This window comes from Nocardioides sp. NPDC004968 (assembly GCF_040608935.1).
Lineage (GTDB): Bacteria > Actinomycetota > Actinomycetes > Propionibacteriales > Nocardioidaceae > Nocardioides.
Window position 1 is genome coordinate 1 of the sequence record NZ_JBEXJF010000033.1, and the last position, 12,034, is coordinate 12,034.

General features: G+C 69.9%; 8 protein-coding genes and 1 tRNA gene. 3 read left to right on the forward strand and 6 right to left on the reverse strand.

Going from position 1 to position 12,034, the window contains the following annotated elements; genetic code table 11:
* Nucleotides 1-76: 76 nt before the first annotated feature.
* The 5 genes from ettA to ABZU72_RS22695 all read right to left on the reverse strand — a co-directional run bounded on the left by ettA (nt 77) and on the right by ABZU72_RS22695 (nt 7,240).
* On the reverse strand, nt 77-1,759 hold the full coding sequence (gene ettA / locus ABZU72_RS22675; protein WP_355021059.1) for an energy-dependent translational throttle protein EttA: 1,683 nt from the start codon (nt 1,757-1,759) through the stop codon (nt 77-79).
* 69 nt (nt 1,760-1,828) lie between these two features.
* Nucleotides 1,829-2,356 (reverse strand): single-stranded DNA-binding protein, encoded by a 528-nt coding sequence (gene ssb / locus ABZU72_RS22680; protein ID WP_355021060.1) that lies wholly within the window; start codon nt 2,354-2,356, stop codon nt 1,829-1,831.
* A 148-nt stretch (nt 2,357-2,504) separates the two neighbouring features.
* The gene (locus tag ABZU72_RS22685) at nt 2,505-4,157 is read right to left on the reverse strand and encodes a YfjP family GTPase (protein ID WP_355021061.1); all 1,653 of its coding nucleotides are present in this window, start codon (nt 4,155-4,157) and stop codon (nt 2,505-2,507) included.
* A 42-nt stretch (nt 4,158-4,199) separates the two neighbouring features.
* Nucleotides 4,200-6,077, reverse strand: a complete 1,878-nt coding sequence (locus ABZU72_RS22690) for an ABC transporter (protein WP_355021062.1) — start codon at nt 6,075-6,077, stop codon at nt 4,200-4,202.
* Nucleotides 6,074-7,240: a PrsW family intramembrane metalloprotease gene (locus tag ABZU72_RS22695; protein ID WP_355021063.1), complete on the reverse strand. Its 1,167-nt coding sequence runs from the start codon at nt 7,238-7,240 to the stop codon at nt 6,074-6,076. The genes ABZU72_RS22690 and ABZU72_RS22695 overlap by 4 nt, the downstream gene beginning before the upstream one ends.
* Before the next feature lie 124 nt (nt 7,241-7,364).
* Between ABZU72_RS22695 and ABZU72_RS22700 the strand changes: the two genes are divergently transcribed.
* Both ABZU72_RS22700 and ABZU72_RS22705 read left to right on the forward strand, forming a co-directional pair.
* Complete coding sequence (locus ABZU72_RS22700; protein ID WP_355021064.1) at nt 7,365-8,789, forward strand: aminopeptidase P family protein; 1,425 nt, start codon at nt 7,365-7,367, stop codon at nt 8,787-8,789.
* A 247-nt stretch (nt 8,790-9,036) separates the two neighbouring features.
* Entirely contained in the window at nt 9,037-9,678 is a 642-nt protein-coding gene (locus ABZU72_RS22705; RefSeq protein ID WP_355021065.1) for an N-acetylmuramoyl-L-alanine amidase, read from the forward strand.
* 50 nt (nt 9,679-9,728) lie between these two features.
* Here ABZU72_RS22705 and ABZU72_RS22710 read toward each other — a convergent pair whose 3' ends face one another.
* Nucleotides 9,729-11,546: a hypothetical protein gene (locus tag ABZU72_RS22710; RefSeq protein WP_355021066.1), complete on the reverse strand. Its 1,818-nt coding sequence runs from the start codon at nt 11,544-11,546 to the stop codon at nt 9,729-9,731.
* A 404-nt stretch (nt 11,547-11,950) separates the two neighbouring features.
* Between ABZU72_RS22710 and ABZU72_RS22715 the strand changes: the two genes are divergently transcribed.
* Nucleotides 11,951-12,027 (forward strand) — tRNA-Arg (locus ABZU72_RS22715).
* Nucleotides 12,028-12,034 lie beyond the last annotated feature (7 nt).

The window sequence follows — 12,034 nt, forward strand, 5'->3', positions numbered from 1 at the left end:
GCGCCGAGTCGGCTCGTTGTCCCGAGCCGACTCGGCGCTGGGTTTGGTCAGGACGCGCCGACTCGGCGCGGGTTGGTCAGTCGCGGGTGAGGCGACGGTGGGTGACGCGGTGGGGGCGCGCGGCCTCCTGGCCGAGGCGCTCGATCTTGTTGGCCTCGTAGGACTCGAAGTTGCCCTCGAACCAGAACCACTCGCCCTCCTTCTCCTCGGTGCCCTCCCAGGCGAGGATGTGGGTGGCGATGCGGTCGAGGAACCACCGGTCGTGGGAGGTGACCACGGCGCAGCCGGGGAAGTCGAGCAGCGCGTCCTCGAGCGAGGAGAGCGTCTCGACGTCGAGGTCGTTGGTGGGCTCGTCGAGCAGCAGCATGTTGCCGCCCTGCTTCAGGGTGAGCGCGAGGTTGAGGCGGTTGCGCTCACCACCGGAGAGCACGCCGGCCTTCTTCTGCTGGTCGGGACCCTTGAAGCCGAAGGAGGCGACGTAGGCGCGCGAGTTCATCTCGAAGTTGGCCACCTTGATGAAGTCCAGGCCGTCGGAGACGACCTCCCAGACGTTCTTGTTGGGGTCGATGCCACCGCGGCTCTGGTCGACGTAGGAGATCTTCACCGTCTGGCCGACGTTGAGCTCACCCGCGTCGGGCTTCTCGGAGCCGGTGATCATCCGGAACAGCGTGGTCTTGCCGACACCGTTGGGGCCGACGATGCCGACGATGCCCGCACGCGGGAGCGAGAACGAGATGTCGTCCCACAGCGTGCGGCCCTCGAAGCCCTTGACCAGGCCCTTGGCCTCCATCACCACGTCGCCCAGGCGCGGGCCCGGCGGGATGTTGATGTCGGCGGTGTCGATCTTGCGGGCCTTGTCGGCCTCGGCGGCGAGCTCCTCGTAGCGGGCCAGACGCGACTTCGACTTGGTCTGGCGGGCCTTGGCGTTGGAGCGGACCCACTCCAGCTCCTTCTCGAGCATCCGGGCGCGCTTGGCGTCCTTCTGCCCCTCGACCTTGAGACGGTCCTTCTTGGTCTCCAGGTAGGTGGAGTAGTTGCCCTCGTAGCCGTGGATCGCGCCGCGGTCGACCTCGGCGATCCACTCGGCGACGTTGTCGAGGAAGTAGCGGTCGTGGGTGACGGCGAGGACGGCACCCTTGTAGGACTTGAGGTGACCCTCCAGCCACTGCACCGACTCGGCGTCGAGGTGGTTGGTGGGCTCGTCGAGCAGCAGCAGGTCGGGCTCCTGCAGGAGAAGCTTGCACAGCGCGACCCGGCGGCGCTCACCACCGGAGAGGTTGTCGACGATCGCGTCGCCCGGAGGGCAGCGCAGCGCGTCCATGGCCTGCTCGAGCTTGGAGTCGATGTCCCAGGCGTTGATGTTGTCCAGGTAGGTCTGGAGGTCACCGGTCTCGGCCATCAGGGCGTCCTGATCGGCGTCGGGGTCACCCATCTCCATGTAGGCGTCCTCGAGGCGCTTCATCTTCGTCTTGATCTCGCTGACCGCCTCCTCGACGTTCTCGAGGACGGTCTTGCCCTCGGTCAGCGGCGGCTCCTGCTGGAGCATCCCGACGGTCGCGTCCTGGTCGCGGACGATGTCGCCGTTGTTGGGATGGTCCAGCCCCGCCATCAGCTTGAGCAGCGAGGACTTACCCATGCCGTTCGGGCCGACGACGCCGATCTTGGCACCGTGCAGGAACGAGAGGGTGACGTTGTCGAGGACGACCTTGTCGCCATGGGCCTTGCGCACATTGCGCAGGGAGAGGATGTAGTCGGCCATGGTGCCCACCCTAATGAGGGAGAGGCACGCCGGTACAACCGGCGCACCCCGCCGCAGGCCCGGCTCACCTCAGGCCGCCACAGACGGCTCCGTCTCATCAGTCGCCTCGCCCTCATCCGGGGTGATCGGCTTCTGGTCCCACGGGTCCGCGCCCAGCGCCCGCCAGTCGGAGAGCGGGTCGCGCTCGGGGTCGTCGTCGCGGGGTTCGGGGGCGGGGGCGGCGACCGCGGCCAGGGAGCGCGGATTGCGCGAGAGGCTGCTCATGCCACGGTTGAGGTCGTGGCCGACGACGGTCGCCTCGACCTCGAAGGTGTTGACCTCGAGCCCGTCCTTGTTGACGTAGCTGCGGGTGGACAGCCGTCCCTGGACGACCACGGGGTCGCCCTTGCGAAGCGAGCGCCCGACGTTCTCCCCCAGCTGACGCCAGGCACTCACCGAGAACCACTGCGTCACGCCGTCGCTCCACTCGCCGGTGGACCGGTTGAGCTTCCGCGGTGTGCACGCCATCCGGAAGTTCGCGACCGAGAACTCACCGACGCTCCGCACGACGGGGTCGGCGCCGACGTTGCCGCGCAGGGTGATGATCGAGTCGTTCATCGTTGTCTCCTCAGAGTTCGCGCCCGCCTGATGCGGGCCTCGGAGACAACCCTGCGCTCGACCACCGACAGTTCCGGGCGGCGTACGTCCGCCTGTGGACAACCCCGGATCGAACCGTGCCTGTGGACAGTGATCGGCCCGCTGCCGGTCAGCGCAGCGCTTTGGCCACCCCGTGCCGAAGGGCGGTGTAGGCCGCCAGCTCAGTCTCGATCGGGTCGACGACGAGCTCACGGGACACGTCGGCGACCGCCGTACGCAGCCGCGCATCGGCCGACCGCGCGCGCCGTCGAGCGGTGCTGATCACCAGCAGATGGCACACCGCCCACAGCACCAGCCCGAGCCCGACACCCCCGATGAAGAGGACGTACGGCAGCTCGACCCCGGCAACTGAGGGCGTCACGTCGCCGAGCTGAGCGGCTCCGGAGAGAAGCAGCGCCACCGACCACACCAGCCCGACGGTGGCGAGGATGATGAGGAGCCACTGGAGCGCCTTGACCAGCCCGGTCCACAGCGGCAGCCGCTCGGCGTTCAGATCGACACCGCCGACCGATGCGTCGAGCCTGTCGGCGAGGTCATCCATCCGCGAGACCGATGCCCGTCGGATCGCGTCGCGCCACGGCGAGGCGAGCCCGGCGCCGGCCTCGTCGGCCAGCTGACGCACCTCGGTGTCGACCCGCGCGCGCTCGACGGCAGTGGTCTGCGGCAACGAGGTCCGGGCGCGCCCGGCCAGCTGGGTCGCCTCCTCCCCCAGCGCCAGGTGAAGCCGCTTCAACGGATCCGGCCTCAACCGGGAGACCCACGAGACCAGCGGCCAGCCCGTGGCCGCCCTGGCCCGGGTGCGTACGGATCGCTCGACCGCGTCCACCACGGTCGGCACCCCGGCGGCCTCGGAGATGGCGTCCTCGAGGGCCTCCACCCGGGGCTTGGCCAGGGAACGCGGCTTGGCGTCACCGGACGCCTTGGCAAGCTTCACGGCGGCGGTCTTGATGTCGGCGGAGAGCCGGGACTTGTTGGCCCGCTTCGCCGCGGCCCGCTGGGCGATCTCGGTCTTGAGCTGCGGGATCCCCCAGCCGAGCTTGGCCGAGACCGGGATCACCGGCACGTTGCGCAGCCCGTCCTGGTCGAGCAGGCGGCGTACGTCACCCAGCATCGACTCACGACGGTCCTCGGGAACGCGGTCGATGTGGTTGAGCACCACGACCATGATCTCGGAGTGGGTCCGGAGCGGCTGCAGGTAGCGGTCGTGGATGGCCGCGTCGGCGTACTTCTGCGGGTCCAGCACCCACACCAGCATGTCGGCGAGCTCGACCAGCCGGTCGACCTCGAGATGGTGAGAGACCTCGGTGGAGTCGTGGTCGGGCAGGTCGAGCAGCACCACGCCGTCGAGCTCGTGCCCCTCACGGCGGGTGTCGAGCATCGAGTCGCGGGTGGTCTGGTGACGCTCGGGGATGCCCAGCCACTCGAGCAGCTCCTGAGCGCCCTCCGAACCCCACACGCAGGCGGTCGCCCAGGAGGTGGTCGGCCGCCGGACACCGACGGCGGAGAGCTCCAGCCCGGTCAGGGCGTTGAACGTGGACGACTTGCCCGACCCGGTCGCCCCCGCGACCCCGACGACCGTGTGGTCGGCGGAGAGCTTGAGGCGTCCCTGAGCCTTGTTGACCACAGCGCGCGCGTCCTCGACGAGTCCGTCGTCGAGGCGCCCCGTCGCCGCCACGGTCGCAGCGGTCAGTCCGTCCAGCCGATCACCGAGATCTCCACCTCGGCTGACCAGGTTCTTCGCACCTTCGAGCAGGCCGCTCAATGATCCCCCTTCCCTTCCCGAAAAGTCTCAGTCTGACAAGTCTCAGTCATCGCCGCGCTGGCTGGCGAAACGAGCGTCGCCGACCTTCCGCGCAGCGTGCCGCAGTCGCTCCGGTGCACCATGGTCGATCTGCAGCGCGTCGACCTGACCCGTGTAGCGCGCACGCTCCTCGTCGACGAGCCCCACGATGCGTACCTCCAGCGCCTTGCGCGCTCTGGACGCGAGCCCACGCACGGCCTGGTCGCCGAAGACCGCCTCCAGGAGCTTCTGGCCGAGCAGGAGGGTGCCGCCGGCGATGCCCACTTCGGCACCGACGAGCGCTCCGCCGGTCGAGGCGAAGACGACCACCATCAGCGCGACGCCGAGGCCGTTGACCCCGTAGGAGAGGAACTTCGCGGTCGTACGTTTGTCCTGACCCTCGCTGCGCACCATGTCGAGCACGTCCTGCTGCCAGTCGCGCACCGCACGTTCGGCCTTGGGCCGCAGCGCACGCGAGGCTCGGCCGAGGTCGGCGGGGCCGGCGGCGAGCAGCCCGCGGCCCGCGGGACTCATCTGCCAGGCCGCCTCTGCCCTCTCGGCAGCCGCCTCGCACTGCTCCAGGATCAGCATCTCCAGGCCGCCCTGTACGGCCGCGGTCACCCGTTCTGCCTGCTGGGGCTTGCCCTTGATCGAGCCAAGGATCTTGTCGCGGAGCATCCCCACCTTCGTCTCGAGCGCCTTGAGGATCTCGCCGCTGCCGACGAACTCCTGCCAGCGCGCGAGCACCTCGCCACGCAGCAGCGTCCCGTCGGCGGTCGCCGCCATGATCGACTTGAGCGCCTCGTCGTAGGCCATGTCCGCATCGGTACGCAGCCGCTGCGCAGCCTCTCCCTGACCGTCCGCGGTGTCGGCGATCGGGTGGACCTCCAGGGTCAGCGCCCGCACCGCACCGTCGAGGGTCTGGGTGACGACCTGGTGTCGCGCGGTGGCGTCGTCGGCGAGCATGTCGAGCCAGGCGCGTACCTCGGCGACGTGTTCGGCCGGCAGCAGCCCGTGCTCGGAGACCTCGCCCTCGTGGACGATGAAGAGCGGTGAGTCCTTGAGCCCGCGCGAGGCGAGCATCCGGGCCAGGTGGCCGGCGACGGTTTGGACGGCCTCGGTCGGAGTGCGGTCGAGCACCACCGCCACCGCGGTGGAGCGGTTGGCGGCGAGCTGGAGGAACTCCCAGGGCACCTGGTCGGCGTAGCGTGCGGCCGAGGTGACGAAGACCCACAGGTCGGCCGCGGCGAGCAGCTCGGCCGCGAGCACCCGGTTGGCCTCCTCGACCGAGTCGACGTCGGGCGCGTCCAGGATCGCCAGGCCGGGGTGGAGCCGGTCGCTCGCGACCAGCTGCAGTGCGCCGGGGTCGTTGGTCGGGTGGTGGACCCGCTCCAGCTCGGGAAGCAGGCGGTCCTGGCCGAACCAGCGGCCGTCTTCGGGGTTGTGCACCAGCACCGGCGAACGGGTCGTCGGCCGCAGCAGCCCCGGCGTGGTCACCTTGGTGCCGACCAGCGAGTTCACCAGCGTCGACTTGCCGGCTCCCGTGGAGCCGCCGACGACCGCGAGGAGCGGCGCGTCGATGGTCATCATCCGCGGGATGACGTAGTCCTCGAGCTGCTCGACCATGTTCTGCCTGGCGGCCCGCTGCTCGTCGGCGCCGGGCAGGTCCAGCGGCAGGGTGACCTCGGTCAGCGCCTGGTGGAGCTGGATGAGCGAGGTCACCATCCGGTTGCTCTCGCCGCCGGACGCCTCGATCTCGGCCCGGGCCGCCTCGAACTCGGTGGTCGGCTTCTCCGCGAGCATCCCCGCGGTCAGCGCCTCGTAGGGCTCCGGCCGCGTCTCGGGGGCATGTTCCGGAGCAGGCTCCGGCGCGTTGTCGTCGTGTCTGTTCTCGTCAGTCATCCGGCCATCACCTGCCCGCTCGGGAACGCGATGTGTGGACGTACCTCACTGATGCGGTCAACGTATGCCCTCCCCCGGGCGGCGAAGTCTGGCGGCGGGTTGCCGCGCAGGAATCGCCAGTGCAAGTATCCGAGCTCGATGGCAGCCTGCTGGTATTCACGCATGGCCGCAACCCCCTGAGCCCCTCCGTGGGTCGACGCGAACCTCCGCGCCTGCTCCCGGCGCCGCAGATCGACCACCCAGTCGATGTCGGTGTAGGGAATCAGCCCCCGTTGGGCGGCGTCGGTCAGCGACCGGGTCAGCACGATCCGCTCGGACTTTCGCCGCCAGACCGCGAAGACCACCAAAGACACGAACGCGGGCACCATCACCACGACGTACGCCAGCAGGAACCCGGCCCCGTCATAGAGCAGTGTCGAGCCGTTCCAGGTGGCGTGGGCGAGCACCGCGATGGCGTAGCCCAGCAGCGGCGCCACGACCTTCAGCCAGCGCTTGCGCGTGACCACCGCGACACCGATGCCTATGCCGAGGAAGGCGGTGAAGAACGGGTGGGCGAAGGGGCTGAACAGGCAGCGCATCACGAAGACGGCGGTGAACTCACCGATGTGTCCTGTGGAGCTGTCGCCCATGCCGGGCGTGCCGTTGTAGGTGCCGCCCAGGTAGAGGATGTTCTCGGTGAAGGCGAAGCCGATGCCGACCATGCCTGCGTAGACGATGCCGTCGAGCACCCCGTCGAGGAGGTGTCGACGCCAGACCAGCAGCACCAGGAGGAACAGCCCCTTGGCCGCCTCTTCGGTGACCGGAGCCACGATCGCGAGCTGGGTCGGCTGGCTCCACCCGGCGAGCAGCGCCCCGACGCTCTGGACGATCAGCGCGGCGGCGACCGCGACGAAGGCGCCCCACCCCAGACCGAGCGCGAGCAGCGACTTCGGCTCAGGTTCGTAGCGGTCCAGCCACAGGAAGGCGTAGACCAGCGGCACCACCGGGATGGCCGCGAAGAGCACTCCCAGGATCGCGCCGGTCGGGGCAAGATGGTCGTTGACGACGCTGGTGCTGAGCAGAACGATGCCGAGCACCGGCAAAGAGGTCAGCACGACAAGCACGCCCACCACGATGGTGAACGTGCGGTTGCTTCTCGTCGGATCCTTCGGGATCGCCCCCATGCGCGCCAGACTATCGGGCGTGCGGACCGCACGTGCGACCCGACACCGATCGAGACGTCCCCGCCACCCGCGTGGCCTGGGAACTCACGAGCGTTGTGGATCCGGCGCGGCGTACGATTCCGGTATGACGGACAAAGGCGCCCCCACTCCTGCAGACGACCACACCGAGAGCCACGACCAGACGGTTCCGGAGGCGTGGTCCACGTTCATGAGGGAGGGCTGGGACGACCGCGAGGTCGAGGTTCCCGAGCATCCGATCACGCCGTGGGCGGCCGCCCGCCGGGAGCGCCTCTCGGGCATCTTCCCCGGTGAGCGCCTGATCGTCCCGGCCGGCACCTACAAGGTCCGCGCCAACGACACCGACTACCGCTTCCGCGCCGACACGGCCCACGTACACCTGACCGGCAACCAGACCTCCGACGCCGTCGTCGTGATCGAGCCCGACGGCACCTCGGTCCTGTACGCCCGCCCGCGCAGCGGCCGCGACACCGACGAGTTCTTCCGCGACCGTCAGTACGGTGCGCTCTGGGCCGGTGCGCGTCCCTCGGCCCGGGAGCTCTCCGACTCGCTGGGCATCGAGGTACGCCACGTCGACCAGCTCGAGTCCGACCTCTCCGGCAACACCCCGACCCGCGTCCTCCGCGGAGTCTCGGCCGACGTCGACAAGCTGGTCGCCCCGGCCGAGGCCGCCCGCGACGAGGAGTTCGCCAAGGCGCTCTCGGAGCTGCGCCTGATCAAGGACGAGTGGGAGCTCGGCGAGCTCAAGGAGGCCTGCGACATCACCGTGCGGGGCTTCACCGACGCGGTGCGCGAGTGGGACCAGGTCCTCAAGCACGGCGAGCGCTGGATCGAGGGCACCTTCTTCCGCCGCGCCCGCGCGGAGGGCAACGACCTCGGCTACGACTCGATCGTCGGCGGCGGGTCCCACGCCACCACGCTGCACTGGATCGACAACGACGGCCCGATCGTGCCCGGTGAGCTGGTGCTGCTCGACATGGGCGTCGAGGGCCACAACCTCTACACCGCCGACATCACCCGCACCCTGCCCATCTCCGGGACGTTCACGCCGCTGCAGCGCAACCTCTACGAGCTCGTCTACAAGGCCCAGCAGGCCGGCATCGAGGCGATCCGCCCGGGCGTGACCTTCCGCGCCGGCCACTTCGCCGCGATGGAGATCCTCGCCCACGGCCTGGACGACCTCGGTCTGCTGCCGGTCTCGGTCGACGAGGCGCTCTCCGAGGACAACAAGACCTACTCCCGCTGGACCCTCCACGGCGTCTCCCACATGCTCGGCCTCGACGTCCACGACTGCGCCTCCGCGTCGAAGGAGTCCTACATCGAGGGACCGCTGCAGGAGGGCATGGTCCTCACCGTCGAGCCGGGCCTCTACTTCCAGAAGGAGGACAAGCTCGTCCCCGAGGAGCTGCGCGGCATCGGCATCCGCATCGAGGACGACATCGTCGTCACCAAGGACGGCTCCGTGAACCTCTCCGCCGGCCTGCCGCGTACGGCCGACGACGTCGAGGCGTGGATGGGTCAGCATCTGTGACGTGAATGCTGACCGAGGCAACTCAGTCGAGTCGCGCTTCCCTCGTGGAGTTCCACGAGGGAAGTGGCTGCCCACCGAGGTAACTCGGTCAGCGGCCGCCGTGGCCGGCTGCCTCGCTCTGACGGCGACCCTGGCGGCCTGCAGCCCAGGAAGTACGCCACGGCAGCAGCCCGCCGCATCGCCATCAGGGACGGCGTCCCCGTCCGCGCCCGCGTCGAGCAGTTCAGACGACGTCTTCGAGGGAGCCGTGGTCGGGATCGACCCGGGCCACAACGGCGGCAACGCGGGCGCGCCCGAGGTGATCAACGAGCCGGTGTGGAACGGGCGGTCGCAGAGCCCGTGCAACACGACGGGCACCGCGACCGACGACGGCTACCCGGAGACCGACTTCACCTGGGCCGTGGCCACGAAGCTCGCGGCCGATCTGCGCGAGTCCGGCGCGAAGGTGGTCATGACCCGCGACAGCAACGACGGGGTCGGGCCGTGCATCGATAAGCGGGCGAAGATCATCAACGATGCGAAGGCCGACGTCGCGATCGACATCCACGCCGACGGGGCAGCCGCGTCCGAGCGGGGCTACTCGCTGCTGATCCCGGTGCCCTCGGGCACCAACGACGAGGTCGTCGAGCCCTCGCGACGCTACGCCCAGATGCTCCGCACCGAGATGCGGAAGACCGGGATGCCGCTGGCCAGCTACCTCGGTGAGGGCGGGTTCGTCGAGCGCGACGACCTGGCCGGCCTCAACCTCACCACGGTGCCGCAGGTGCTGCTCGAGACCGGCAACATGCGCAACGCCGAGGACGCACGCCTGCTGAAGTCCGACCGGTTCCAGGCGCGGACGGCCGCCGCCATCAAACGGGCGATGGCGGCGTACCTCCGCTCACGCTGAGCTCCGCGCTTCGCGCGGTCACTCCTTCGCTCGGCCTCGCTCCAGTCGTCTCAGAGCTTCTTCCACTCGACGGGCTCGAGGCCGTACTCCTCCGCGATCGGCCCCCACGCCTTGGCGGCCGCCTTCTTTGGGTCGTGGCTGGCCAGGCTGAGCGTGGTCGCCTTCTCCAGCTTGCCCTTGCCGCCCACACACTCGCCGTCGGCGTTGACCTTGCGCTTCTCGCCCCAGGCGGCGAAGGCCAGGTCGGCGTTCTGCGAGGTCATCCATGCGGACTCGAGGTTCTTGACGAGCTTCCGCGACCCCGGGAGGACGGCGGTGTCGATCTTGGCGACCTTCGTTGCCAGCTTCTCGCGAGAGGCCGCGGCGTCCTGGAAGGTCTGGATCGCCTCGTCGATGTTCTCGCAGGCCTCGAGGTCGGCCTGAGCGGCACCGATGGCCGCCTTGTCCTTGGCCGAGGTCTTGATGAGGTCGTCGATCTTCTTGGCCTCGGCCGCGGCACCGCCCTCGGTCGTGGTGGCGCCCTGGGTGGTGCCGGTCTCGGCGTTGGCGTCGTCGCCGTTGCTGTTGATCAGGCCGATGACGAAGGCGATGATCGCGACGACGACGGCCAGCGCGAGGACGATCAGGCCCCAGCGTTTCAGGTCGAGACCGCCAGGTCCCTTGCCCTGACCGCCCTGACCGCGCTGCGGCTCGTAGCGGGCGTCGTAGCCGTTCCCGTACGGGTCGTAGCCCTGCGGCGCCATCGGCGGCGGCGCCGGGGTGTTGGGCCCACCGCCGACCGGCGGCTGCCCGACGAGGGTGGCGTCGTTGTAGGGATTCTGGCCGTAGGGGTCACCGTACGGCTGGCCGAACTCGTCCTGGGACCGGTCCTGCGGCTGGCCGTAGGACTGCTCGTAGGACTGCTCGTAGGGCTGCTCGTACGCCTGGCCGAAGCCGTGGTCGGGGCCCTGGCCGTACGGCTGGTCGTAGGGCTGGTCGTAGCCCTGGGACCACTGGGCCTGGTCCGGCTCCAGCTGCGGTGCGAGCGGGGCGTAGGCAGGGTCGCCGTACGTCGGGGCCTGCTGGCCGAGATCGGGCTGGCCGTCGTCGTAGCGCGACTCGGGCGCCGGGGCGTCGAACTGCGGCTGTGGCGGCGCGAACTGCTCGAACTCGTCACGCGGACGGGTGCCCCCGGAGGCCTCCTCCTCGACGGCGTCGAACCGAGGGCTCATCGCGACTTGGGTCTCGTCGGGACGGACCGGCTCGGGCTGGCGTCGCTCGACCGGCGGCATCGCCTCGTGGGTCGCCTCGTAGGCCGCCTCGGGGGCCGGGCCACCGAACTGCGGCGCGGGCTCGACGAAGGTCGGGTGCTCCGCGCTCTGGTGGTACGCCGCGGCCGGACGCTCGGGCAGCGGAGGCGCAGCCATCGGCTCCGGGGTCTGCGGCGCCTGCGGTTCCGGCATCTGCGGCTCGAGCATGGGCGCGGGCGGCTCGGGCGCGCGCTCCTGTGCCGGCGGCCGCGTCGGCAGATCCGGGAGCGGCGCCGGCGCGGCCGCCTGTGCCTCGGGCTCAGGATCCGGGGTCGGCTCGGGCTCTTCTGCGGCGCGCTTGCGCTTGGGCAGGAAGAGCGACTGCGACTGGGAGGCGAGCTCGGGCTCGAACTTCGGCGTACGCGCCGCCAGCCCGAACAGGCCACCATCATCCGAACCCGCCGGCGGCGGGGCCATGCCACCACCGAAGGCCGGCTGCTCACCGCTCGGCGCGGTCATGTTCAGCTGAGGCGCCATCGAGGCCCCCGGCGTACGCCTGACCTGCTCGAGCGGCAACGAGGCCGGCTCCGGGTCGGCCTCGGGCGTGGGCGCAGCGACTCCCTGCCCACGCCTCGGCAACGACAGACCACCCTGCTCAGGATCGGCACCCCGCTGCGGCAGTCGCGGCGGTGCAACCGGCTCCGGTGCACCCTGCGACGGCGGCTGATGAGCGCTTCTGACGGGGGTCCCACAACCTGTGCAGAAGCGCATACCGGTGACGGCCGCACCGCACGAGGTGCACATGGACTCCATAGTCATGTCCGGGGACCTTACCGATGATCGGGCCCAGTCTCGAACCCTCGTGGTCCGCCAATCGGACACTCACGTCGACAGTGCGGGGACAGTGCACCCAAATACCCCCCACACCTTGGTAACACTCCGGCCAGCGTTTCGGATTCCGATGCACACAAGGGATACGGGCACCGGTAAGATCGTGCGCGGCCTGCGCAAACCCCCTTCAGCGGGGTGCTCACACAGGCCACGCCTCCGTAGCTCAGCTGGATAGAGCATCGGCCTTCTAATCCGACGGTCACAGGTTCGAATCCTGTCGGGGGCGCCAGAAAAAA

Bases quoted from the DNA above. Each gene is read 5' to 3' on its own strand.
- ettA (WP_355021059.1), bottom strand. From the start codon at position 1,759: ATGGCCGACTACATCCTCTCCCTGCGCAATGTGCGCAAGGCCCATGGC.
- ssb (WP_355021060.1), bottom strand. From the start codon at position 2,356: ATGAACGACTCGATCATCACCCTGCGCGGCAACGTCGGCGCCGACCCC.
- ABZU72_RS22690 (WP_355021062.1), bottom strand. From the start codon at position 6,077: ATGACTGACGAGAACAGACACGACGACAACGCGCCGGAGCCTGCTCCG.
- ABZU72_RS22695 (WP_355021063.1), bottom strand. From the start codon at position 7,240: ATGGGGGCGATCCCGAAGGATCCGACGAGAAGCAACCGCACGTTCACC.
- ABZU72_RS22700 (WP_355021064.1), top strand. From the start codon at position 7,365: ATGACGGACAAAGGCGCCCCCACTCCTGCAGACGACCACACCGAGAGC.